The 25,121-nt window shown below is 48.6% G+C and carries 17 protein-coding genes and 1 pseudogene; 4 read left to right on the forward strand and 14 right to left on the reverse strand.

What is annotated here, in order from left to right:
• Together hokB and AACS80_RS22330 are read left to right on the forward strand one after the other, a co-directional pair.
• Positions 1-95 (forward strand): annotated as a pseudogene (hokB, locus tag AACS80_RS22325) (type I toxin-antitoxin system toxin HokB); the annotation flags it as partial.
• Positions 96-443: 348 nt separating this feature from the next.
• Positions 444-593, forward strand: a complete 150-nt coding sequence (locus AACS80_RS22330; RefSeq protein ID WP_064527420.1) for a type I toxin-antitoxin system Hok family toxin — start codon at positions 444-446, stop codon at positions 591-593.
• Positions 594-658: 65 nt separating this feature from the next.
• Here the strand turns inward: AACS80_RS22330 and AACS80_RS22335 are convergent, their stop codons facing one another.
• The gene (locus AACS80_RS22335; protein ID WP_130210233.1) at positions 659-832 is read right to left on the reverse strand and encodes a hypothetical protein; all 174 of its coding nucleotides are present in this window, start codon (positions 830-832) and stop codon (positions 659-661) included.
• A gap of 272 nt (positions 833-1,104) precedes the next feature.
• Positions 1,105-1,635, reverse strand: a complete 531-nt coding sequence (gene cybB / locus AACS80_RS22340; protein ID WP_135409948.1) for a cytochrome b561 — start codon at positions 1,633-1,635, stop codon at positions 1,105-1,107.
• 188 nt (positions 1,636-1,823) lie between these two features.
• Here cybB and gap point away from each other — a divergent pair, with 188 nt between their 5' ends.
• A complete protein-coding gene (gene gap / locus AACS80_RS22345) occupies positions 1,824-2,825 on the forward strand; it encodes a type I glyceraldehyde-3-phosphate dehydrogenase (protein WP_135409947.1) in 1,002 nt (333 codons plus the stop codon).
• A 40-nt stretch (positions 2,826-2,865) separates the two neighbouring features.
• Here the strand turns inward: gap and aldA are convergent, their stop codons facing one another.
• The 3 genes from aldA to hrpA all read right to left on the reverse strand — a co-directional run bounded on the left by aldA (position 2,866) and on the right by hrpA (position 9,476).
• On the reverse strand, positions 2,866-4,305 hold the full coding sequence (gene aldA / locus AACS80_RS22350) for an aldehyde dehydrogenase (protein ID WP_130260864.1): 1,440 nt from the start codon (positions 4,303-4,305) through the stop codon (positions 2,866-2,868).
• Positions 4,306-4,500: 195 nt separating this feature from the next.
• Positions 4,501-5,301, reverse strand: a complete 801-nt coding sequence (ydcF, locus tag AACS80_RS22355; RefSeq protein WP_138183998.1) for a DUF218 domain-containing protein YdcF — start codon at positions 5,299-5,301, stop codon at positions 4,501-4,503.
• 272 nt (positions 5,302-5,573) lie between these two features.
• The gene (gene hrpA, locus AACS80_RS22360) at positions 5,574-9,476 is read right to left on the reverse strand and encodes an ATP-dependent RNA helicase HrpA (RefSeq protein WP_138183999.1); all 3,903 of its coding nucleotides are present in this window, start codon (positions 9,474-9,476) and stop codon (positions 5,574-5,576) included.
• Positions 9,477-9,676: 200 nt separating this feature from the next.
• Here hrpA and azoR point away from each other — a divergent pair, with 200 nt between their 5' ends.
• Complete coding sequence (azoR, locus tag AACS80_RS22365; protein ID WP_135409946.1) at positions 9,677-10,282, forward strand: FMN-dependent NADH-azoreductase; 606 nt, start codon at positions 9,677-9,679, stop codon at positions 10,280-10,282.
• A 53-nt stretch (positions 10,283-10,335) separates the two neighbouring features.
• Here azoR and AACS80_RS22370 read toward each other — a convergent pair whose 3' ends face one another.
• From AACS80_RS22370 to AACS80_RS22410, 9 genes are all read right to left on the reverse strand, one after another.
• Entirely contained in the window at positions 10,336-11,628 is a 1,293-nt protein-coding gene (locus AACS80_RS22370) for a phosphatase PAP2/dual specificity phosphatase family protein (RefSeq protein ID WP_240727114.1), read from the reverse strand.
• A 13-nt stretch (positions 11,629-11,641) separates the two neighbouring features.
• Positions 11,642-13,399, reverse strand: a complete 1,758-nt coding sequence (locus AACS80_RS22375; protein WP_138184000.1) for a bifunctional alpha/beta hydrolase/class I SAM-dependent methyltransferase — start codon at positions 13,397-13,399, stop codon at positions 11,642-11,644.
• 15 nt (positions 13,400-13,414) lie between these two features.
• The gene (locus AACS80_RS22380) at positions 13,415-14,311 is read right to left on the reverse strand and encodes a phosphatidate cytidylyltransferase (protein ID WP_138184001.1); all 897 of its coding nucleotides are present in this window, start codon (positions 14,309-14,311) and stop codon (positions 13,415-13,417) included.
• On the reverse strand, positions 14,311-14,916 hold the full coding sequence (locus tag AACS80_RS22385) for a CDP-alcohol phosphatidyltransferase family protein (protein ID WP_135409943.1): 606 nt from the start codon (positions 14,914-14,916) through the stop codon (positions 14,311-14,313). Before AACS80_RS22385 ends, AACS80_RS22380 begins: the two co-directional genes overlap by 1 nt.
• A 74-nt stretch (positions 14,917-14,990) precedes the next feature.
• Positions 14,991-15,842, reverse strand: a complete 852-nt coding sequence (pdxI, locus tag AACS80_RS22390; protein ID WP_135409942.1) for a pyridoxine 4-dehydrogenase — start codon at positions 15,840-15,842, stop codon at positions 14,991-14,993.
• 220 nt (positions 15,843-16,062) lie between these two features.
• The gene (locus tag AACS80_RS22395) at positions 16,063-21,366 is read right to left on the reverse strand and encodes a BigA/YdbA N-terminal beta-barrel domain-containing protein (RefSeq protein WP_138184002.1); all 5,304 of its coding nucleotides are present in this window, start codon (positions 21,364-21,366) and stop codon (positions 16,063-16,065) included.
• 486 nt (positions 21,367-21,852) lie between these two features.
• Positions 21,853-22,176, reverse strand: coding sequence for a YdbL family protein (locus AACS80_RS22400; RefSeq protein WP_130208906.1), 324 nt, complete (start codon positions 22,174-22,176; stop codon positions 21,853-21,855).
• Positions 22,177-22,183: 7 nt separating this feature from the next.
• A complete protein-coding gene (locus AACS80_RS22405) occupies positions 22,184-22,369 on the reverse strand; it encodes a YnbE family lipoprotein (RefSeq protein ID WP_000706310.1) in 186 nt (61 codons plus the stop codon).
• Positions 22,366-25,005: a YdbH family protein gene (locus AACS80_RS22410; protein ID WP_135409936.1), complete on the reverse strand. Its 2,640-nt coding sequence runs from the start codon at positions 25,003-25,005 to the stop codon at positions 22,366-22,368. The genes AACS80_RS22405 and AACS80_RS22410 overlap by 4 nt, the downstream gene beginning before the upstream one ends.
• Between the last annotated feature and the right edge of the window lie 116 nt (positions 25,006-25,121).

Raw genomic sequence — 25,121 nt, forward strand, 5'->3', positions numbered from 1 at the left:
CATTCACCCTCCTGACCCGACAAACGCTCTACGAACTGCGATTCCGGGACGGTGATAAGGAGGTAGCGGCTCTCATGGCCTGTCAGTCCAGGTAAGGGCCTGCGCGGGGAGCATTCCCCGCGCATCTGATTGACGAGTTCATTTTCTCATGGCGCCCCTTATTCATACCTCAACTGGAAGCTCGCTCGCATTGAGTCTTGCAGCGAGTGTTCTCTGATAACGATTTACCGGAAGCCGTCACGCAATTTCGTGAAGTGATTATTTCGATGGTAAGTATAATTTCATAGGATGTTTGCGGGCGCCTGAGACTTTCTGTTTTCAGGCTTACCGGGAATCAGAAAGACGAAGGCCCCGACCGATATTTCTATCAACCGAGGCCAACGAATGAACCTAGCAATTCAGATGTTAGCCTCTTACCTGCCATCCGGCAAGGAGAAAAGGCTATGAAGCGCAACCCCCTGGTGGTGTGTCTGCTCATTATCTGTATCACGATTCTGGCATTCACCCTCCTGACCCGACAAACGCTCTACGAACTGCGATTCCGGGACGGTGATAAGGAGGTAGCGGCTCTCATGGCCTGTCAGTCCAGGTAAGGGCCTGCGCGGGGAGAATTCCCCGCGCATCAGGTTGACGAGTTCATTTTCTCATGGCGCCCCTTTTAGTTAGTGCATGTTTTTTTCGATGCGCTGATAGAACCATCATTACAGACAAATTTACCGCCAGCTGTACAGTGAGAGATCCCCCCTTTCGCACCAGAACAGGGTTTGCGCCCGGCATCAACATAAAAAGACATCAGTAATCCCATCAGTAAAATAAAGAGCAACTTTTTCATACAACCTCCATGGCTTGCCGAATCTTATGTTCGGTATAAAAGTTATACGCTGTGCGGTCTTTATTTCACTTAGGGAGATCAAAGATTGGAGAAATTGAATTTCAATCTTAACAGTAGATATATTGATTAAATATCAACCCGTTGAACATATAAACTCGGATTATGGTTTTATTTGTCATACAAATAAATATAATAGGCGCTTCCGATGTAGGCCCGTATTCTTCGCCTGTACCACGGGTCTGGTTTAGTACAGGCGCTTTCTTCTAATACCTTCAGGAGCGCTTACGCGGCATCATGCGCAAAAGCGTGTTGTCTTTCCATAAATAGTGGTGTGCCAGAGCAGCAGCCGCATGAAGCCCGATAACGTAATATCCCAGATTGGCCAACGTTTCATGCCACCACTTTAATCTATCCACCAGGTCAAAATTGGCCTCTGACGCGTAAGGCATTGTCAGACCAAACGCAAACCACGGATTACCCCGGTTATACATCATCACCAAACCAATCACTGGCAATACAATAAACAGGAGATAGATCACCAAATGTCCCAAATGAGCGAGTCCCGTCATCATGGGCCTGGGTTTCGGTACAATGGGCGGCGTTGGGTATTTCAATCTGAGTAACAAACGAACCACCATCAGCACGAGAATTGAGATGCCACATGAAACGTGGATCATGTTGATCACCGGACGATCGCTACGCGGGAAAAATCCACGAAACTCCATCGCACAATAGGCTGCAATAACCAGCAAAAAGACCAGCCAGTGAATGCCAATTTGTAACCTTGAATATCTCATTCCCATAACATTTCCTGCTTTAACACAATTTGTCGTTAACATAACGAGCTTTTCTTAAAATTTCATTAAATATTGTTCACTCGTTTTCAGTACGTTACGTTTCATGGCAAAAAGGTAGATTGCCCATCCTGTCATCCTGGTCTAAGCCTGGAAAGGACTAATTTTTACCCACAAGTTCTTGACTGGAGAAAACCATGAGCAAAGTTGGCATTAACGGTTTTGGTCGTATCGGCCGGCTGGTATTACGTCGGCTACTTGAGATTAAAAGTAACATTGACGTTGTCGCCATTAATGATCTTACGTCTCCGAAAATTCTCGCCTACCTACTAAAGCACGATTCAAACTACGGTCCTTTCCCCTGGAGCGTCGATTTCACAGAGGATTCACTTATTGTTGATGGAAAAAGTATTGCGGTTTACGCCGAAAAAGACGCGAAAAATATCCCCTGGAAAGTAAAAGGGGCTGAAATTGTCATTGAATGTACCGGTTTTTATACTTCCGCAGAAAAATCCCAGGCGCATCTGGACGCTGGCGCGAAGAAGGTGTTGATTTCCGCACCGGCAGGAGAAATGAAAACCATCGTTTATAACGTCAATGATGGCACTCTGGATGGCAACGACACCATTATTTCTGTGGCGTCATGCACAACCAACTGTCTTGCGCCGATGGCCAAAGCATTGCATGACAGTTTTGGGATAGACGTTGGCACAATGACAACGATTCATGCCTATACCGGCACCCAGTCTCTGGTGGATGGTCCGCGTGGTAAAGATTTACGTGCATCGCGGGCAGCGGCGGAAAATATCATCCCCCATACTACCGGTGCGGCAAAAGCCATTGGTCTGGTGATCCCGGAACTTAGCGGCAAACTTAAAGGCCATGCGCAACGCGTGCCAGTGAAAACAGGTTCAGTGACCGAGCTGGTGTCTATCCTTGGGAAAAAAGTGACTGCTGAAGAGGTGAATAACGCACTTAAAAAAGCAACGACCAATAACGAGTCATTTGGTTATACCGACGAAGAGATTGTCTCTTCCGATATCATTGGCAGCCATTTTGGTTCGGTGTTTGATGCGACCCAAACGGAAATCACCGCAGTGGGCGATTTACAACTGGTGAAGACCGTCGCCTGGTACGATAACGAGTATGGTTTTGTCACTCAACTCATTCGTACTCTGGAAAAATTCGCCAAACTCTGACCAGCACTGGCGGAGGAAAAACCTCCGCCTCTTTCATATCTTACGACTGCAAATAGACCACCTGAGTCTGTAGATACTCATGCAAACCATGTTTGCCATCTGCGCCGCCAATACCCGACTTACGCCATCCTGCATGGAAACCTTGCATAGCTTCGAAGTTTTCTCGGTTGATGTAGGTTTCGCCAAACTTGAGTCCTTTGATGGCTTTCATCGCCACGTTAAGATTCTCGGTATATATCGATGACGTCAGGCCATAATCGCTGTCGTTGGCCATGGAGATAGCCTGTTCCAGCGTGTCAAAAGCAACTACCGGCAGCACTGGCCCAAAGGTTTCTTCGTGCATAATGGACATTTCCTGGCGGACATCCAAAAGCAACGTTGGCGGATAATAATAACCTTTCCCTTCTACAGCCTTACCACCCAACGCGATTCTCGCGCCCTCTTCTACTGCCCGCGCTACCTTTTGTTCCACCCTTTCCAGAGCCGCAGCGTTAATCAGCGGCCCCATCGCAATGTCGTTACGTTCGGCGGGGTTACCAAATTGAACCGCCTGCATTGCCTCGCCCAGTCGATTAACAAAGCGATCGTAAATACCTTTCTGCACATAGACACGTTCCGCACAGTTACACACCTGCCCGGTATTTATCACGCGTGAATCAACAATGGCTTTGACGGCCAATTCAAGATCGGCGTCATCCATCACGATAGCAGGGGCTTTGCCCCCCAGCTCCAGACACACTTTGGTGATATTTTTCGCCGCGGTCGCCATGATTTTTTCTCCGGCAGCGACGCTGCCTGTCATGCTGACCATAGCGACTTTTGGATTACCTGCCAACTCCTGACCTACCGTTTCACCGCGTCCTAACACAAGGTTAAACACGCCGCGTGGTAGGCCAATTTCGTCGACGATTTTAGCAAATGCGATCGCATTGTTTGGCGTAAATTCGCTCGGTTTGATGACGATGGTATTGCCTGTGAGAAGAGCTGGCGCCATTTTGCGAGCGATCAGGAAAAACGGGAAGTTCCACGGTAGGATACCGGTCGTTACGCCCAACGCACGTTTAAACAGCAGGATGTTTTCCCCAGGACGATCACTTTGAATAATCTCGCCCTCGTAGCGACGAGCCCATTCCGCCATGTAATCGATATAGTCAGCAGTAAAAGCGACTTCGACTTCGGCCAGCTGTTGAATTTTGCCACCTTCCTCGACGATCAATGAGCTAATTTCACTGGCGCGTTCGCGGATCCCCGCAGAGATTTTCCGTAACCAGTTCGCTCGTTCAATCGCGGGTAATGCTTCCCATTCTGGCTGCGCTCGCTCTGCCGCATCGATTGCTTTGCGAGCATCTTCAGCCTGGCCATCAGGAATGCGGGAAATCACTGCCTCTGTTGCGGGGTTAACCACATCAATCCATGCGTCGCCGCGCCAGGTGATAAACTGTCCATCGATATACATAGGATGTTGAACGGGTACAGACATGGGCTACTCCTGCGATTGATATGTTTATGTTTTGTAACTCACATGTTAATTAACATCAATCACAGCAGAGAAGGCATCGTGGATGTGCAATTTTGTGAAAGGCTTCATAAAAAGAGATACGACGGGAATAAAGAGAGGAAGAAAAAGATCAGATTATTACCCGTTTGCAATCATTTGTTCACAAACGGGCAATTATTAGCGCAGTGAGCGACTCTCCATTGCCTCAATAAGCACAGCGTCATGCTGTAATAGCTGCCATGCCTGCGTAACTTCTGACGGAAAATCGACGTGAACGATAAAATCGCGTCCGCGCGGTCCATAGCCATCGCTGTCATCGCGCAAGCGTGGCAGCTCGCCAGTAAGTAGGGACAAATATCGCTCAACTGGCCATAGTCCTGTCAGCGGATTAGCAAACGTCACGCTGCCTGCATCATTTCCCAACTGTGGTACAAATCCCGGATAACTTAGCCAGCGAGGCGCATCAGGATTATCTCCGGTAATACGACGGAACGTCGCCATGGTTCGGCGTTGCATAGTGGGATCCTGGACGACAATCGTGGTATGGACTCGCTCTGCTAACTGATTCAATAATGCGATACTGAAACGGGCATTTTCTCCACAGTTAGTTGACTGATCTTCAATCCAGATTTTTTCCTGCGGAATATGCCAAAACTGATGGGCGATATCCGCAAGGATGGTAGCTTCTGCCCTGCCTGTGGTGCGGATAGTGTTGTAGTGCGGATGCTGTGCGATGGTGCTATACAAAAAAGTTGTCGAGTGACCTATACCACCACTAATCAGTAAAGGAATTTGCTGATCTCTTGCAATCTTACAAGCGGCATTGATAGTGGGAATGACAGCATTGCCTGCAAGTATCACGCAATCGGCCTGATACGGAGCTTCACCGGAGAAATCATCCTGCGCCAGCCATCGACCGATAACGTTTATAGCATCAATGGTTGACGCTGAAAGTGTCGGAAACGGGTTAATATTCATGGTCCCTCCTTATCGTTCCCTTAAGAATACTGCGTGAGATAATAATGAGAAGCGGAGCACTCTGAAAGGAGGAAGCCGTATTTCCTTAACCACCTCTCCGCAAGCCTGACATATCTTTTACGGAAAAACTGTAGATAAACATTATTCATCTTGCAGCAGAGAATTGTATTTTTCTGAATTCCCCAATTTTTGCCTTTACCGTTTTTAGAATTAATAAAAAACCCGGCGCTAAATGCTTACCGGGTTTTAGATTTATCAGGCAAATAGCAGGGTTAACCGCTAATCTGCTCCATCGCCTGCAAAATACGCTTATCTGAAATCGGATAAGGTGTCCCCAACTGTTGAGCGAAGTAACTAACGCGCAGCTCTTCTATCATCCAGCGGATCTCTTTCACGTCTTCATCCTCACGACGTGCGGGCGGCAGTTTGTTGATCCATTGCTGCCACGCCTGCTGGACGTTTTCGACTTTCAGCATCTGCACACGGTCGCGATGTGGATCAATCGCCAGTTTTTCCAGTCGTTTTTCAATCGCCTGCAAATATCGCAGCGTGTCGCCCAGCCGTTTGAAGCCGTTACCAGTAACAAAACCGCGATAAACCAGCCCGCCCATCTGCGCTTTGATATCCGACAATCCCAGCGCCATCGTCATATCCACCCGACCTTTCAGGCGTTTGTTGATATTGAACACTGCAGTGAGGATTTGCTCGACCTGCTTCGCAATATCCACCACCGTGTCGTTCAGTTCAGCGCGGACTTTTTCATGCAGTGCAGCAAAGCCTTCTTCCGTCCAGACCGGTCCACCATTGGCGTCGATCAGTTGATCCACACCGCAGGAAATACAGTCGTCAATCAGCTCCAGCACTTTACCATACGGGTTAAAGTACAGCCCCAGCTTAGCTTTGTTTGGTAACTTCTCATGCAAATACTTGATCGGCGATGGAATATTCAGCAGCAGTAGACGGCGAAGACCGTTCCACATTGCCTGCTTTTGCTCCAGCGGGTTATCAAACAGTTTGATCGCCACACTGTCGCGCTCATCCACCAGCGCCGGCCACGCTTTCACTTTGTAGTTGCCACGCTTCTGTTCGTAGCTTTCCGGCAATTGACCAAAACTCCAGATATGCAGACCGCTCTGCTCAATACCGTCATCCGCCACCGCAGACAGCGTTTCCTGCACTTTGCCTTTCAGGGCATCTTTCAGATCTTGTAGCGAGCGTCCTTCTTTTAGCTTCTTGTTTTTGTCATCCACCACGCGGAAGGTGATTTTCAGGTGATCAGGCACCTGATCCCAGTGCCAGTCTTCGCGGTCAACGGTAACGCCGGTCATCCGCCGTAGCTCGCGCTCAAGGCTGTCGAGCAACGGTAACTCCAGCGGTGTGACGCGGCCTAAAAACGCTTCGGCATAGTTTGGCGCGGGCACAAAATTACGGCGTACCGGTTTCGGCAACGATTTAATCAGAGCAATCACCAGTTCGCGGCGCAGGCCGGGGATCTGCCACTCAAACCCACTCTCCTCAACCTGGTTAAGTAACGGCAGCGGAATATGTACGGTCACACCGTCAGCATCTGCGCCGGGCTCAAACTGATAGCTCAAACGCAGTTTGAGATTGCCCTGATGCCAGAAGTTCGGGTAATCCAGCTTGCTGATTTTTTCTGCCCCTTCTTTGATCAACATGCTCTTTTCAAAGTTGAGCAAATCAGGCGTTTCGCGGCTGACTTTTTTCCACCAGCTGTCGAAGTGGCGTGCAGAGATCACATCGTGGCTGATGCGCTGGTCGTAGAACTCAAACAACGTTTCGTCATCGACCAGAATATCGCGGCGACGTGATTTGTGTTCCAGTTCTTCCACTTCAGCCCGCAGTTTCAGGTTTTCACGGAAGAATGCGTGACGCGTCTGCCAGTCACCTTCCACCAGCGCGTGGCGAATAAAGAGTTCACGACATAACGCCGGATCGATCTGGCTGTAGTTGACCTTACGCGCGGCAACAATCGGCAAACCATAAACGGTGACTTTTTCTGTTGCCATCACCGCGCCCTGCGCCCGTTCCCAGTGCGGTTCGCTGTAGGTGCGTTTAATCAAATGCTGAGCAACGGGTTCCACCCATTCCGGATCGATGCGTGCCGCAATGCGCCCCCACAGGCGGCTGGTTTCTACCAGTTCCGCCACCATCACCCATTTCGGCGGCTTTTTGAATAAACCGGAACCGGGGAAGATGGAAAAACGCGCGTTACGTGCGCCGGTATATTCCTGTTTATCGGCATCTTTCATACCAATATGGGAAAGCAAACCAGTCAGCAACGCAATGTGAATTTCACGATACTGCGCCGGTTCGCTGTTCACCGGAATGCCGAGTTCTTTAACTACCTGGCGCAACTGGGTATAGATATCCTGCCATTCGCGCACGCGCAGATAGTTGAGATAATCGGTACGACACAGACGACGGAAGGCGTTTGAAGAAAGCGCCTTTTGCTGCTCGCCAAGATAATTCCACAGATTTACAAACGCGAGGAAATCGGATTCTTTGTCGTGGAAGCGACGATGTTTTTCGTCCGATGCCTGCTGTTTATCCATTGGTCGTTCGCGCGGATCCTGAATGGAGAGCGCAGACGTGATAATCATCGCCTCACGCACGCAGCCATGTTTCTGCGCTTCCAGCACCATACGCGCCAGACGTGGGTCGACCGGCAGCTGCGAGAGCTGGCGACCGAGCGGCGTTAGTTTATAGGCGCTGGCCTGTTCATCAGTGGTGATCGCGCCCAGCTCTTCGAGCAGACGCACACCATCCTGAATATTGCGTTTATCTGGCGCTTCGACAAACGGGAACGCAGCGATATCGCCCAGCCCCAGCGCGGTCATCTGCAAAATAACCGATGCCAGGTTAGTACGCAGAATTTCCGGGTCGGTAAACTCCGGGCGCGAGAGGAAATCGTCTTCCGAATAGAGACGAATACAGATCCCTTCTGACACACGACCACAGCGGCCTTTACGCTGGTTGGCAGACGCCTGGGAAATGGGCTCAATCGGCAAACGCTGCACTTTGGTACGATAGCTGTAGCGGCTGATACGCGCCGTACCTGGGTCGATAACGTACTTAATACCCGGTACGGTCAGCGAGGTTTCTGCAACGTTGGTCGCCAGCACAATGCGCCGTCCGCTGTGCGACTGGAACACCCTATTTTGTTCGCTGTTCGAAAGCCGCGCATAAAGCGGCAAGATTTCCGTATGGCGTAAGTTCAACTTGTTCAGCGCATCGGCGGTATCGCGAATTTCCCGCTCACCACTCATAAAGATCAGAATGTCGCCGGGGCTTTCCTGACTCAGTTCGTCTACGGCATCAAAAATCGCCTGCAACTGGTCGCGTTCGGTGTCATCGGCCTCTTCAACAATCGGGCGATAGCGCACTTCTACCGGATAAGTGCGACCGGAAACTTCGATAATCGGCGCATTATTAAAGTGGCGCGAAAAGCGTTCCGGGTCGATAGTCGCGGAAGTGATAATGATTTTTAGGTCAGGACGCCGCGGCAGCAACTCTTTCAAATAGCCGAGCAGAAAATCAATGTTCAGGCTACGTTCGTGCGCTTCGTCGATGATGATGGTGTCGTACTGCATCAACAGGCGATCTTGCTGGATTTCCGCCAGCAAGATACCGTCGGTCATCAGCTTGACCATCGTGTTATCACTTACGTGATCGCTGAAACGCACTTTGTAACCGATGCAACCGCCCAGCTCCGTTTTCAGCTCTTCCGCAATACGGTTCGCCACCGTTCTTGCCGCCAGGCGACGCGGCTGGGTATGGCCGATCAGCCCTTTAATCCCGCGCCCCAGCTCCATACAGATTTTCGGTAGCTGAGTCGTTTTACCAGAACCCGTTTCCCCGGCGACGATCACCACCTGGTGATCACGAATTGCTTCGAGAATGTCCTGTTTTTTCTGACTAACCGGCAAATTGTCCGGGTAAGTAATTTCCGGTCGTGCCGCTTCACGCAGCAGGACTTTCCCTGCCGCCTGGTCAATTTCTTTCGCCATCTCCTGGAAAATGGCCTGTTGTGCATCAGGATTTTTAACCTTCTTCACACCGTGCAGACGGCGAGAAAAACGCAGTCTGTCACGCAGCATCAGCGAATCCAGCCGTTGCTGTAAGGCGTTAAAGGTCAATTTTTGTTGTTCTGTCATAACGTTAGTGGGCAGTAGGCTGCCTGATTAATTTTCTTTTAAATGATAGATATAGAGTACCACATCGTAGCTTTCTATGCGTTGTTCAATAAATTCGAACATAGGCTTCGATTTATTGCGCTATCTCTGTGGCAGGATTGTGAATAAAGTGTCAACAAGCAACGGGGCATCGCCCATTCAAACATCTATAAGGAAACACCATGAGCAAGGTATTAGTTCTTAAATCCAGCATCCTGGCAGGGTACTCTCAGTCTAATCAGTTGTCCGATTATTTCGTTGAACAATGGCGCGAAAAGCACTCCGCTGATGAAATCACCGTTCGCGACCTGGCTGCAAATCCGATTCCGGTCCTGGATGGTAAACTGGTTGGCGCTCTGCGTCCGAGCGATGCGCCGCTGACTCCGCGTCAGCAGGAGGCTTTAGCGCTTTCCGATGAGCTAATTGCCGAGTTGAAAGCCCACGACGTTATCGTTATTGCGGCACCGATGTACAACTTCAACATCTCGACTCAGTTGAAAAACTATTTTGACCTGGTTGCACGTGCAGGCGTTACTTTCCGCTATACCGAGAACGGTCCGGAAGGTCTGGTAACGGGTAAAAAAGCCGTTGTTATTACCAGCCGCGGCGGTATCCATAAAGATGGACCAACTGACCTGGTGACGCCGTATCTGTCCACGTTCCTGGGCTTTATCGGCATTACTGATGTGAAATTTGTTTTCGCCGAAGGGATTGCCTACGGTCCGGAAATGGCAGCAAAAGCACAGTCTGACGCGAAAGCAGCCATTGACAGCATTGTTGCTGCATAACCGGACACGATCTTGATGTGGACTGTAGATATTCAGTCCACATCTCAATCCACTTACCTGTTTTCCCACAATCTCAGCATCGCTTTGTGCTCTTCCTTCAGCACAATCTGCGAGCGTCTGGCTCGAATATAGCTAATCGCTTCATCAACGGTTTTACAGTGTCCGTAACATAACAACCATGCCGCCACCACCAGAGCACTGCGCGATAATCCCAATGCGCAATGGACCAGAACGCTGCCTTGCTCTTCGCGTAATGTTTCCAGCATCGCCACGGCCTGCCGAAGCTCCCCCTCTTCCGGAACCACCAGATCCAGCATCGGCACACAGAAATAGAGTCGATCTTTTGTCGCTCGTCCACGAGGGAATTCAAAGGTGACATCCAGAACCGCATTCTGTGCCGGAATATGTCGTGGAAACGCCCCTAAATAAACACCAGTAGTAATTTTGCTCACCGACTCCAGGCGAAGACAAAACCAACGCATAGACAGCCACATCCCGATGCGCCAGGGCAATGTGAGCCAGTAAACAGCGGGCGGGAGTTTCCCCTGACTATCTTTCCCTGTTGTTATCGCGCCAAGCCCACCGTACCCACGGCCAATAATGAGTAGCGATAATACTGGCCAACATAACCAGAGTGACCACCGTAACTCCATCATCGTCATGAGTGTCATCAATACAATGCACGCGCACGCACCTACGACATATGGCTGTGCCATTTTGATTCGACTTTGATCAGGTATCTGGTAATTCCAACGATGGTCGACGGGTATCATCCAGTCAATCAACATACCTACCGCCAGCCCTGTGATGACATCAATAAAATGATGCTGCCATGTCGTCAGCGTAGAAATGGCGATGAGTAAAAACCATCCGCAACAGACTTTACGCCACCTCACAGAAAGATGCTGACGAAAGTGACGCCAGAGTAGCCAGCAGAGAATAATATGCAGCGAAGGAGACTGGTTATAAGGCAGATCAAACAGTTCAAGTTGCGAAAATAGCCATCCTGTCACCCCACTCACTTCAGGACGGATAAAACTAAACTTCAGCGGATAGAGCAAAAAACCGCAGCAGGCCATTACCGTTGCCAGAATAAGCCGGTGGACCAGTCGGCGCTGTTCGAATGTCGTGCTACAAACGAACAGCGATAATCCATACAAAAGATCCAGACTCCAGTAAGGAACGATAGTCCAGGGTAGAAAAGGGATCGCCGTTTCCCAACCGAACACCTGACTGCCGATATCATGGCTGTTAAGGTCCCGAAACGCGGTGAACTGATTAAGAGATCCATAGGTGAAGAAGAAAAGCGGGGCCAGCAACAATAACCAGAAGGCTCCCTGGATCAATACGCTCCGGTGTTCAGTGGTCACGACGCACCGCCATCGAAACCGTAAAAATCCCCCATTCATCAATCCGTTGTGTACATTTATCAAATCCGACATCACGCACGAGCGAATCCATTTCCCCTTGCGAACGCACGCGCATAACCCACGGTTTACCGTCTTTATGACTGGTTAACACCCCGGCAATCAGCTCCAGTTGTGGGTGCCACGGCTGTCCGGTATAGATAAGAATGCCGCCAGGTTCGATGGCACTAGCAAGACCGGCGAGTGAGTTTTTCACCTGCGCATTTTCGGGAAAAAGCTCATACAGGCCAGAAACAATCGCCAGCGTAGGCCGGGGAGTTAACGCGCTGAGTTCTGCCGGGTTAAACGCATCGCCCTGTTCAAAACGCACGCGTCCCGCCATTCCCCGTTGAGCAATCATTTCTTGCCCTTGTGCAACATTTAACTCACTGTAATCACGTAACAAAATATCGGTTACGGCAGGCTCGTTCTCCAGTGCATCCAGTACATAGCGCCCATGCCCTGCGGCAATGTCAACCACACGGACGGGTAAACCTTTGGCGTGGAGATCGGCAACGGCTTGTTTAATCAGCATCTGTAAATGTGTTTTGCGCTGGCGAATACCGCGCCAGCCGACGCTGTTCAGGTAGATTTTGTCGATTAAGCGCCCGAATGCGTTACTGCCTTGCGGTCGATTTTGATAGACATAATCCAGTGAACTGCCTGAATCAAAGCCAGTGCTCATTCCAAGCTGTACGCCAACAGACTGCTCACCCAACACGTTCATTGCTTTACGCATCACACGGTATTGCAGGTCAGCAGCAGATAGCGGCACAGGGCCACCAGAAAGCAGTCGCCAGCGATCCGCCGATGGTCCTGTACGGTCCTCATGTTGATAATCAAACGTCTGTGGCTCATTTGCGTACAAGCGTCTAATAAAACGGCTTATCTTCTCAAACGCCTGCCCCCTGTTCTCTTCGCCCAGCGTATCGTGATAAAAGCCTGGCAGCAGATGCAGCTCTTTCAGTGGACTACGTAAACGCAGATAAAAGTCGATCTGTGGTTGACGATGCACAACATAGTCATCGCCTGATATCAGAAGTTGCGTGGGGAGCGTAATCGCCGCCGCATCGTTGACAATACGGTCAGACGTTTTATAGAGATCGAGCAAGATATTGACGGCAATCGCCCGTGTGATCAGCGGATCGTTATTGAAACTCGCTACCCGTTGCCGATCGTGGGTCAAATAGTGTCCTTTCACATAGGAATTAATAAAAAACAGACCACGCAGACGATGCCATAACGCCAGCGCAGGACGTGCCAGCGGCACATACAATTTAACCTTAAAGGCCGGAGAAGCCAGCACCAGCCCGCGAATAGCAGGCGCATAATCATGAACCCATGTAGCAACCATCACTGCGCCGACGCTTTGCGCGATCACAACCACTTCTTCCAGTCCGACTTGGCTGTCGCTGGCAGCAAAACGGACAAATTCATCGACATCCTGCACTGAACGCGCTAGAGATGGGCTATAACCACGCGGCCCCGAAGTTTGTCCATGCCCTCGGGCATCCCACGCATAAAAAGCAGTATCTGGCATCGCCAGTTCATCAACGATATGTTGTAGACGACCAGAATGTTCATGACCGCGATGAAATAAGACGATGACCTTTTTCACCCCTGGCTGTAAAGTGGGCCAGTGCCGATAAAACAACGCTGTATTATCACTGGTGGTAAAAAAATGTTCCCCAGGGATGCGTGAATTTTCCATTTTCTCTATTTTCCTTCAGTAACAGCAGTAGCGAATAAAATAAAAAAATACCGGAGCGGTGAAAATTAATGAGTCAATCCTGTCAAGGAGTCCGCCATGTCCTGGTAATAGTTTTCCGCTATCTTTAACACCCACATCTCGTTTGACGGCTGACATCACTACATCGCCGCAAAAACCACTAATACCAATTAACAAACCCGCTAATAATGCCTGTAATGTATTTAGCGGTGTCAGTAACGGTCCGATAATCAGTGACGCAATCATGGTGGTGATTACGCCGCCCATCAGACCTTCCAGTGTTTTTCCCGGGCTGACTTTGGGGACCACTTTTCTTCTGCCGCAGGATTTCCCCCATAAATACTGTGCAATATCGTTTGACTCGGTTAATGCCAAAAGAAATAACACCAGTAACGCCCCGCCCTGGATATTTGTGGTTGGCAACATTAATAACCAGGCGGCATGACTCAAGGCGAAAACGGTCATTATCCAGCCCCAAAAAATGGCGCTCACGGTATGCAGAAAACCGGAGATATCACCTACTAAAACTCGCCAGGTGGCTAATATCAGAAACCCAGCCAAAGGTATAAATAACAGAAACAGTTCAAAGCAATTAAAACCGATAAGCAAATAGTTAAGAGGAATAACCCAATATAACCAACGCGGAAAATTTACGGATATAAGCGTACAATATTCTTTCAATGCCAGAAAACTTATCAGCGCAAAAAACGTCAACGTTATCCAGCGTGGACCTGAAATCACCAGTGTAAAACAAATGACGATGCCCCACCAAGTACGAATACGTAATGTAACTTCACCCCCTTTTCTCTCCGGTAACCGCCATACCAGAAAACGGTTTATCAGCGTTGCTAAGATTAACAACGCGAAAAGTGTTGCCAGAGATTTTTCCAGCATTATCTTTCAGCACTCATAAAAAGCACACTCCGACAACGATTAATCGCAGTCCAGAGAAGCAGAATTGAAGCAATGCTCCATAAAAGATTATTCCATTGCATCCACTGTGGATAAATGGCAACGGCTAGCCCCCACAGACCAAATATTAACGCACGATCGCTTTTGCCGAATGGACCGGCATAACTGCGAATACCGTTAATCGTCTGCGCGAGTAAACCGCAAAACTCAGTCAATATGGTGCAAAATAACATGAGTATTACGAGTGATGCGTTACTTTCCGGTAAAAATAAAAACGGTAAATAGAGCGCAATATCGGAAATAACATCGCCAGTTTCATTCAAAATCGCCCCCAGACGTGTTTGCTGATTGCACTCACGCGCCAACATGCCATCCAGCGCGTTAAGCGCCATACGGACAAACAAAACGACGGGCAGTAGCAGAAACAACATCGGCTGTGGCAGTAGCGTTAACAGCAATCCGGTAAGAAGAGAAAGTGCCAGTGCAGCAAGAGTAATATGATTTGCTGTGACATGACGCTTATGAAGCCAAAACATTACCGGTCTTAACAACGACTGGAAAAGCGGTTTAACCTGATAGAGCGTCATTATCAATCCTTGTTTTAAACATATGCACTCCATGCTGTAAAAAAGGGAACCGGAATGTTCCCCCCTGTTGTTTGTTAAATACTATCCAACGTAGACAACACTTCCTCAGAAAGATGCAATTTTTCAGCAGCCATATTCTCCCGTAAATGCATGACGGAAGACGTCCCTGGGATAAGCAAAATATTCGGTGAACGCTGTAACAGCCATGCCAGCGCCACCTGCATCGGTGTCGCATTAAGGCTTGCTGCCACATCCGAAAGCGTGGAGGATTGCAGCGGCGTGAAACCACCGAGCGGAAAGAACGGTACGTATGCAATGCCATCGCGGGCCAAAGCATCAATCATTGCGTCATCAGCACGGTGCGCGATGTTGTATTCGTTCTGTACACAGACGATTTCGGCAATCTTACGCGCCTCTGCAACCTGCGTCGGTGTGACGTTACTCAGACCAATATGTTTTACCAGCCCTTGTTGTTGCATCTCCGCCAGCACGGTCAGGCTGGCTTCAATCGATCCTTCCGCTGGGCCATGACCATCGCCAAACATAACGCGCAGGTTAACCACATCCAGTACGTCCAGGCCGAGATTACGTAGATTATCGTGCACCGCTTTTTGCAGCTCTGCCGGAGAAAAAGCGGGCAACCAGGAAGCATCCTCACCACGCCGCGCGCCAATTTTAGTGACAATTGTCAGGTCGTCAGAGTAAGGATAAAGCGCTTCACGGATAATCTGATTGGTGACATGCGGACCATAAAAGTCGCTGGTGTCAATGTGATTGACACCCGATGCCAGTGCCTCACGCAGCACGGTTATAGCAACGTGGCGATCTTTCGGAGGGCCGAAAACGCCAGGCCCAGCCAGTTGCATTGCACCGTAACCAAGACGATTAACGGATTTTGTACCGAGAGTAAATGTGTTGCTGCTCATAACACCCTGCCCTGTAATAAAACGGAATACGAAAAATCAGTATAGAAATGAAAAACGAAAAAAAATGCGAAGACGTAAACAAGATTGCCGGATGTACTGCACATACCGGCGCAGGGAAAAGCAGCAAACCGTTGGCTGGATAAGACACGCCAGGCGTCGCATCTAGCAATAAAAAACCGCAACCTGAATCAGCGTTGCGGTTTTCTTCACGACCTAATCATTAGAACGTTTTCTTAAAGTTCAGCATTACGCCTTTATCGCTGATGCTGTCCTCTTTCCAGTGGTAAGCATCCAGATTCAGCGAACTTTCTTTACTGCTGTACTTCACGCCAACGCTTGCAAGATTGTTAATACCGCCGCCTTTCTGACCGTCATCAACATTAAAGTGCTGACTGCCTGCGCCGGCAAGGCTTGCAGTACGCTGGCTCTTCGCATAACTCAGGTTTGGCCCACCTTCCAGTGTCGCGTTCGCGCTCCAGCCGTCTTTGCCTGCGTAGTCCAGTTTCAACCCGACGATACTGTCTACTGCCGTTTCGCTTCCGCTGTTCATACTCAGGTTAAAGTCTCCGGCATTGCGTTCCTGATAGCCACCTTCCAGTGTGTGACGCAGTTTTATGCCCGCATATGGTGTGAGCTTCAGCCCCTCGCTCGGCTCGAAGGTCTTCGCTCCTTCGCTACGGAACTCAAGGTACTGCTGTTTCACATCGGTATCTGCCGTTTTGCTCGTGTTGCTAAATGCAATTGAACGACTGCTGTCGAGGTTATGCACGTCATAACGCAATGCGTTATTCCAGCTCATGCCATTCTCGAAGGACATCTGATGTTTCAGGCCAAAGAACTGGCTGTAGCCGCCAGTCACCCCGTTATCACCCGCTTTCTGTGCACCATCGCCATCGAGACGAGCGATCCCGTACTCCAGACTCATCGTCTGGCTTTCACTCAGGTCAATGGTTTTACGCAATGCCAGCATGTCGTACTCGGTGTTGTTGCCCAACTCGGCACGCGGATCGCCTTTTGCGACTACATTGAACGCCAGACCGTTACCCACCTTCGGTGCCGCATCCGCCAGCATACTGAAGCGATTACTTAACACGCGCGCTTCACGGAACACTGTCGTGGCCTGGCTGCCGCTGATTTGCTTAAGTGCGCTATTCAATTCTGCCGTAGTACCAACGTTAAGGCTGGTGTACAGCTCGTTGTTGGTATAACTCGCATCCAGTGCTTTCGCGACGTCATTCACCGAAGCATCAGTTGCCACCTCGGTGTAGGCGTTTTTACTCATGGTGACGTCAACGTTGCCATTGACATCGGTGCTGCCTTTAGCGTTCCAGACAACTGAGGAGGAAGTAATATTCTCCACGCCGCTGATATTTTCACCTTTGAAAACATCATCAATCACTACGCTGGTATCAGCAGTACCGGCACTGAAGCCGGTATTGACCGTGACGTTGTCACTTATGACCAGATTATTGGCTCTCAACGTGCCGGAACTTCCGTCACTGTTGGTACCAATGGTGTAATTGGTGAGTTTTTGCTGGGTAACTGACTCAACAGGCGCAGCAGGTACATTGCCTTGTCCTGGTGTCGCAGAAGCATTCGGTACGGTGATATCAGTAGTACCATCATGATCATTTCTCGTCCCTGTTGTATTTGGTGCATAAATATCGCAACCAATATTACACAGCAGGTTGATAATACCGTTATTGACGATCGCTTTAGTGGAACCACCAAACGCCCATGAATTATCTGCGTAAAGATTAATAACGCCGTCTTTAGTGTTATTAATCGTCGTTGCAGAACCATTACCTTTAATGCCAATCAGGCCTTCACCGTTGCTTCCATCAGCTTTGCCCTGTTCAGTACCCACGTTAATCGTGCCACTGTTCACCAACTGGATTGTGTAACTGGTAGCTCCTCCACTAATGGCAACTGCACCATCACCCTGAATATTGATTGTTCCGGCATTTGCGAAATTATATCCACGGCCTAAATCAATCAATGGCGCAGTTGGATTAATACCATTAATAACGCCAGTTTCCGTATTCCAGATCCACTTACCATTACTATTTGAACCGGTATTAGCGGTTTTAATCGCGCTGTAACCATTAGTCGCGGTAATAGTACCGCGGTTAACCTGGGCAAGTGAATCACCAGTACGAGTCACATTAACGATAGCATTTTCCCCTCCCGCAATAGCATTGCCGCTATTTGTGAGCGTCGAACCTGCTTCATTATAAAGCAAGAAACTACCGTTTATTAAAGAGCTACCATCAGCAGTTACTGTCATATCACCAGTGTTAACAATATTTTGTTTATAACTAGTTCCATTAATAACACCGCTGAAAATACCTTCATTATAGAAGTTTATTCCACCATTCAACGTTAACATATCGGTTGTGATACTTCCCGAAGCACGATTATAAATACTGATACTAGAATTGATGGTGTCGGACTCCAGCACTCCTTTATTTTCCAATCCTTTTATGATATCCAACTTACCATTAACCGTCAGACTGGCATTTTCTTCATTGTACAACCAGTTTGATGCTTTTAAATCACCATTCAACGTTTCATTACCATTATTAACTAATGGCGCAGTAATGATAAATCCATCCTTAGTGGATGTCTTGGTAACTGATTCACCACTCTTGCTCAGCTCTCTTAATAGATCTTTGTTTTCTGTTGTAGCCCCCATATGTGGATCAGCTTCATCCATAGGAACACCAAACAGATTAATAGCACCATAATTAAGGATTGTACCTGTGCCATCGTTATAAAACGCCTGACCGGTATCAACATTAATATTAATAATACCTGTCTGGTCGTTGATAGCAGTACCATAGTTATAAACAGCCATCCCTACCAGGGTGTTTGCTGCCAGGTTTGCATCATAATGACTATTTTTCTCAAGATTAATCGTCCCCTGGTTTATGACGATATTGCTCGCACCATAAGCAGCCATCCCTGCACCGGCGTTATAGACAGTGATGACCCCGCCTTGCTGGTTGGTTGCAACTGCGTTTTCTTTTGGGCTACTACCTGTATCGGTACCCACAGCCATACCTACGCCAAAATCTCTGGCGTCAGCGGAGCCAATGTTATTATTCAACGTAGTTGTGTCGTTTACATCAACCCACAACGAATCCAGACTGATTTTCCCCGCATTATCTGCAGTGGAATTATCAATGGCCAGCATACCGATCGTGCCGCGTCCATACAAATCAATAATTCCGTCTACAGTATTGACCACTGAGCCATTGATGAACGACTCCATCCCTGTAGTGCCAGATGCTCTATTATAGAACGCAGCTGGGGTTGTACTTCCAAGGTCAGAATAGATATTCATCACACTCTGTTGCTGCATTATTTTTGCGGTAATTGTCCCATTATTTGTTGCATTACCATCTTGTGTCGCAAAGAATCCAGCACCAGCAGTTTGTACTTGCCCATAAAAATATTGTTCCAATGTAATGGAACCATTGTTAATACCGGTAGAGTCAGCGTTTGATACTGTTGCAAATCCAATGTTTCTTAGTGCTATGTCACCATTATTTATTGCACTCGCTCCTGAATTAACACCTATGAGTCTTGATTCTGGCGTGTTGTAATGATCATAAGAAGTAATATCACCCATACTTAGTGTGGCACCAACATCGACCTCAAGTATAGCTTTATTATTTAACTGAATGATACTTTCATAACCTAATGGGAAATCACCACTTATTGTTGAATCCCCTTTAAGATGAACAGTGGATTGGCCATCAACACTAATGACCTGAACATCGCCATATCCCTTGCGCTGCGCAGCTATAGCAGAACCATCGGTTAATTGATTAGCCTCACCTACCAGATGAATGCCACTATTTAAATTAATTGTATTGTCATCACCTGTCACTACCAAACCAGAGATATTCTCCTGACTACCATCATATTTTAAATATGACTGGGTAGTCGTTTCACTATCGGCAACAACTGTCAATTTACCATCGACATTTGTATTGTTATTATTGCCTTTAATACTAATGCCAGTTGAAGTATCGTAAAATTTTTCAGCACCATTATCCGCTAACTGATCTTTATCGACCTTGATGTTGCCAGTGATATCAACGTTATTACCATCACCATTAACATTAACCCCAGTGGCCGATTGCCCGGTTACATTCAGATCGGTCGTTGCCAATGTTAATTTGTTGTCGTCACCATTGAGCACAAGCCCCGTGGAGAAATCACCAATCTGCATATCGCCAGCCAGTGAGACATCCCCATTATTAGTAGTGATGCTAAACCCGGTAGCTGAATTCGTAACATCAACCTTGCCGGTATTCGAAAAGGTCGCGTTCTCACCTTCGATCTGAATACCGATCGAACCCTCATCTGTAACGGTTATGGTGCCCTTGTTATTCACCGTCGCACTGTCACCGGTGATATCCATTCCATGTGCCCCGCCACTTACATTCAGATCACCGTTCTGATTGACTGTCGCATTATTTCCAGCGATTTCCGTGCCAGTGGCATCTTTGCCATCAACGGTGGTTTTGCCGCTGTTATTCGCCGTGGCGTCGTCACCGTTAATCTGCGTGCCGGTGCCGCCGTTGCTGATGGTGCTGTCGCCTTCGTTATTAACAACCGCCTGGTCGCCGTCGATCTGAATGCCGATGGACTCCGGATCGGTGACGGTCATGGTGCCGTTATTGTCCACCGTCGCGCTGTCGCCGGTGATATCAATCCCGTGACCGCCGCCGCTGACGTCCAGATCGCCGTCCTGAATAACGGTGCCGTTATTACCGTTGATTTCCGTGCCAGTGGCATCTTTGCCATCAACGGTGGTTTTGCCGCTGTTATTTGCCGTGGCGTCGTCACCGTTAATTATGAGTTCACCATTGTGATTATATTGCCACGTTATTGCGCCATCTGGGCTCACCCCTTCAAGGGCTACGGTATTATTTGCTTCATCAATCTGCCAAAGATTAATCGTTGCCTTACGCCCATTGCTATCTTGCAGAGAAATAGTCCCGTCAGCATTTTCGCTGTAAGTAAAAACGGTATCGCGAATCGTTAACGTTTTTGCTGTTTTATCGAAGATAACGTCATTATTGAACGAAATGGGTTTGGGGGGCGTAGGGGGATCATCTTGACCATCGTCCGGGATTATATCATCTCCGCCAGGCGTTGGGGGCACTGGAGTATCGCCTGAATCATCATCGGGTGGTGTCGGCGGTACAGGGGCATTGTTGCGATGATGATGATTACCATCGTCGTTTAGTTCGACGACCGCCAGCGCGGTGATTAACGCAAAGGCACCAGAGGCAACCCACGGCATAAGGTTTTGTTGTACTTGTGGAGAACATTCGGGAGGGATTTGTTTTAACGCTTCCGGAGTCAGCTTGTCAGGGTCTGCCGGACAAGTCACATTGGTATTTTTCTTTTCGCCTGTGGCCGTTTCTGTCTCTGTAATATCAGCCGCCCAACCCTGACCACTCAGAGCTAATGCAATACAGGCTGATAATAGGGTTTTCCTTTGCATAATAAATCCTTCTGACAAATATAAAGAATGCCAGGATTTATAAAAATTGTTGAAATCAACAACCTTTACAAATACCTGACCATGAAACATTCAAAAAACATATGCAAGGCATTCTATATTGCTATTTGAACATTATTCAATCTATTTTGTCAGTATCGACTAATTATAGTTTCAATGAATATTTAAATCATAAAAAGATAATTTTTATATATAATTAAAAACCATCTCAATGATGATAAAGATTTCGATATTAAATTCACAAAAAGAATATTATAAGCTTTCAATATTGATTGAGATGATTTATTTAATGGGAAGCAATTCACTATAGTTGCGAACGCATCTCCTTTAAGACATTCATCTTTTTCTCAGGAATGTCGGTGTAATCGATGTTCTCCTTTGCAGCGACACAGTGCACTATGATCTTGTGAACTAATACCCTATTTTTCACCGACTACTACCAAATGGTGTTTGAACTACCGTTGTATGTTATTTCCGTACCCACATACCATTTATGCCCTGCACGTATTCACCGTGTTTTGCCTTTTCCACCAGCTTCGTCCCTGCCAGATTCGCCACTTCCTCCAATGGGATATTATGGCTTTCAGCAAGCTTCTGATAACTCTCTTTCCGTGCCTGGTTGATATTTGCTACCAGCTCGCGTGTTTCCGGATCAGTGCTTATAGCCGCAAGGTAGCCATTATGCCTTTCACCTACCCGCCCCTGACTTCTGGCTTCATTCAGGGTTAATGCCATCGCACTACTGCTCAGCAGACCAATAATCCATACCGCTATGAGTAATGTTCTATTCATCATTACCTCAAAAAAGATCGCTACGGGTTTTGAGCAAATCTTCAACATCTTTGTCCGCCTTGATGATGATCTCGTGCTCAATTTTAACGTTCATATTAATGGTGATTGGCTCTTTCGGTGCAGCCACTTCAATGCGCGGCGTACAGCCAACCAACATAAAAGAGGACGCGAACGCGGCTATCACTATTTTCATTGTTTTTCCTCACACTCTTTTCCTGATGGGCAGCCAGTTTCCGGGAGTCGGGCATTCTGTTCCAGCCATGCCTGGAGATTATCGCCAAAGCGTAAACTGCGCCACAGCGTGAAAATATTCTCTTCATGGCTGTAATTGAGATTTACCGTACCGGTTTTACCATCGACGCGACTATTACCACTGATCGTCGCCTGCATGGTTAACACGCCGAGATTATCTAAATTAATTTTTGTCGATGAACGGCTAATTTCCATATAGCGCAACCAGTTGATGGCAGTTCCTGCGGTCATATTGTCTTTTGCCACTGCATCGGCGGTGTCTTTATCCAGGCGCAAAGTCATGGGACCTGCGTTTGCCAGCCAGCCATCTTTCACAATCCATTTTTCATTGTTAAGCCATAGCGGCAATGCGCCACTAAATGCCCCTGACATCGCGAATTGCTTCGGATTGACGGCGCTAACCAGTTCACTGGAAGAGAGATTATTCAGTCGCAACAGCGCCGGATCGTGTTGCGGCATACGTAATTGTTTCATCAGCACGTTACCGCCCAAAACATCAACACTCACATCGGTCAGTAACAAGGGTTCGTCTTCGGTCCACGGATAACGGCCCTGAAGATCGGCAGTGATATTTTTTGCCGTCACCAGGTTAACCACCTCAGCAATACGTAATGACACAGGCCGCCGCGTTCCCAGGTGCCACGCACCGTCGGCAAAACGAAATGGCAAAACAAAGTCGACACCGTTGACCTGGTTGTCTGGCATCCACGCGCTGCCACCTTTCAACACGCCATGCCCACCCGCACGGAAGCCCTGCTCAGGCGCAGCAGAAAATGCCACCTGGGCATACAACTCGCCATCGCGTAAGTTCATCTTCCAGTCTGGTGGCACCAGCGGCTGGAATACGGTCAGTGATTGTTTAGGCCACCAGGCGTTGCCGCGCAGGCGAATACCGTCCCAGCGACCATTCACCCGTACCGGACCAATCTCACCAGCATGTAAATCCCCTTTGAAGAGGAAATACGTCGGATCGCGCCCATCGACACTAAATTTTAATGTTGATGGCGGTAACACACTACCGCCCGTGAAAAGTGTTTGTCCTGCATCCAGCGAAAGCGCGCCACTAAAAGACGGATTCTGGGCGTCGCGCACCCAGACAACGGGTTTATCAAGAATTAAGCGCGGTGTTTCCACTGTCATCGTGCCATATTGCAACTGATCGAACCCGGTTGAGAGATCGGTCAGCGTAATCGTGCTGTCCTGCCACTCACCTTTCCCTGCAACATCCCAGGTGGCGTGCATTGGGGTAAAACTGCCCTTGCCCCAGTAACGCCACTGCCAGCGGCCTGCGTCAGGGAGAAAATCATTCGCCAGCCCATCCATATGAAGCACAAAGTCGCCCAATTCATTTTCATGAGCCTGCAAAATGGCCTGCAAGCGACCGTCCACACCACGTTGCGTCACTTTAACACCTGCTAACGGCCAGCGGATTTCGTCAATGTCCAGCGAATCAATGACTCTCCCTTTAGAGCGTAATAATGCGCCCGGTTCAAAGGCCAGCGTTGGGTCAGCCAGACTTCCGCTTAAGTGAGCAGGTAAGCGAGCATATAAAATGAGATCTGCCTGCTTCGCTTCACCGGTCAGTTGCAGCGGCATCTGACTGTTATCCATGCTTAATTTTCCTGGGCCGAAATTAAGCACAGCGTTACCCTTACCCGCTTGCCCCTGGGTCAGCACACTCAGTCGACCACTAACCAACGCGTTATCAAGCCCTGCCTGCCAGTTGTCGACTTTGATACCCAGCCGCCCACTCAGGGGAAAACCTTCATACGGCCAGCTCCAGCGACCATCGCTAACGGTCAACTGTTGACGGGTAATTTCCCACGGCAAATCGAGCAACGGATCGCCGTTATCTCGAGCCATTACAATCAATTGCCCACTATTTTCCTGCCACTCCAGCTCGGCATCCACCAGTGACGGTTCCTGCGGCAGGTTCAACGTTGCTGTAGCATGACCACTTACCGGAAGCCCATCCGGCACAAGCGGCATGGTAAATTCTCCCACCAGTTTTACTGGCGGCTGATTTGCAAAGGCGGCAACATCCAGTTCACTGACCGTGAGTCGCTGCCCTTTAAGTTGGCCTTGAAATTTAACTTTTTCGCCCTGATAACGGAGTTGCTGGATATCGGAGGTCAACGATAGAGAGAGTTTTCCCTGCCATTCCTGCCAGGGTGAAAAAATCAGTTTATCAATATTGATCCAGGTGTTAGGCAGCATGGATTGCCACTGCGCAAGAGTTTTCGGCGCGGCTGGCGAGGGTTCTTCCTGTGGCAATTTCGCCAGGCAAGTGGAGTCAAGTTCTACTGTACCGACGTTCAATAACCAGCGACTGGGATGCGAAAGGCTGGCATCGGTGATATGTGCCAACTGGCAATCCGCCACCAAATAACGGAGGTCGGGAATAATTAAACCTTTACGCGTAATGCGTGGGCTTTCATCCAATGCAATGCGTGTACCGAGCGGTAGCCAGATACCCGCCAGCGTGGGAACCCACAGCCCGAGCGTCATCAGCAGCGTCAACGGCACAAGAATAATCAGTAATAGCAGCGCGAGAACGGCTTTATATTTACCCAACATGGGTAGTTAATATCCTGATTTAGCGAAAAATTAAGCAGTCAATACAGGTATTGTGGCATGTTTAACCGTTCAGTTGAAGGTTGCGCCTACACTAAGCATAGATGTTCCTGGAATTT

Origin of the sequence: Escherichia sp. E4385 (assembly GCF_963883145.1) — a bacterium.
In the GTDB taxonomy this organism is placed as follows: Bacteria; Pseudomonadota; Gammaproteobacteria; order Enterobacterales; family Enterobacteriaceae; genus Escherichia.

Excerpts from the sequence above, each read along its gene's own strand:
- cybB (WP_135409948.1), bottom strand. The coding sequence starts at position 1,635 with ATGGGAATGAGATATTCAAGGTTACAAATTGGCATTCACTGGCTGGTC.
- ydcF (WP_138183998.1), bottom strand. The coding sequence starts at position 5,301 with ATGAATATTAACCCGTTTCCGACACTTTCAGCGTCAACCATTGATGCT.
- AACS80_RS22410 (WP_135409936.1), bottom strand. The coding sequence starts at position 25,005 with ATGTTGGGTAAATATAAAGCCGTTCTCGCGCTGCTATTACTGATTATT.
- AACS80_RS22395 (WP_138184002.1), bottom strand. The coding sequence starts at position 21,366 with ATGCAAAGGAAAACCCTATTATCAGCCTGTATTGCATTAGCTCTGAGT.
- AACS80_RS22330 (WP_064527420.1), top strand. The coding sequence starts at position 444 with ATGAAGCGCAACCCCCTGGTGGTGTGTCTGCTCATTATCTGTATCACG.
- aldA (WP_130260864.1), bottom strand. The coding sequence starts at position 4,305 with ATGTCTGTACCCGTTCAACATCCTATGTATATCGATGGACAGTTTATC.
- gap (WP_135409947.1), top strand. The coding sequence starts at position 1,824 with ATGAGCAAAGTTGGCATTAACGGTTTTGGTCGTATCGGCCGGCTGGTA.
- AACS80_RS22405 (WP_000706310.1), bottom strand. The coding sequence starts at position 22,369 with ATGAAAATAGTGATAGCCGCGTTCGCGTCCTCTTTTATGTTGGTTGGC.
- AACS80_RS22380 (WP_138184001.1), bottom strand. The coding sequence starts at position 14,311 with ATGCTGGAAAAATCTCTGGCAACACTTTTCGCGTTGTTAATCTTAGCA.
- AACS80_RS22375 (WP_138184000.1), bottom strand. The coding sequence starts at position 13,399 with ATGGAAAATTCACGCATCCCTGGGGAACATTTTTTTACCACCAGTGAT.
- AACS80_RS22400 (WP_130208906.1), bottom strand. The coding sequence starts at position 22,176 with ATGAATAGAACATTACTCATAGCGGTATGGATTATTGGTCTGCTGAGC.
- AACS80_RS22335 (WP_130210233.1), bottom strand. The coding sequence starts at position 832 with ATGAAAAAGTTGCTCTTTATTTTACTGATGGGATTACTGATGTCTTTT.
- azoR (WP_135409946.1), top strand. The coding sequence starts at position 9,677 with ATGAGCAAGGTATTAGTTCTTAAATCCAGCATCCTGGCAGGGTACTCT.
- pdxI (WP_135409942.1), bottom strand. The coding sequence starts at position 15,842 with ATGAGCAGCAACACATTTACTCTCGGTACAAAATCCGTTAATCGTCTT.
- AACS80_RS22385 (WP_135409943.1), bottom strand. The coding sequence starts at position 14,916 with ATGACGCTCTATCAGGTTAAACCGCTTTTCCAGTCGTTGTTAAGACCG.
- hrpA (WP_138183999.1), bottom strand. The coding sequence starts at position 9,476 with ATGACAGAACAACAAAAATTGACCTTTAACGCCTTACAGCAACGGCTG.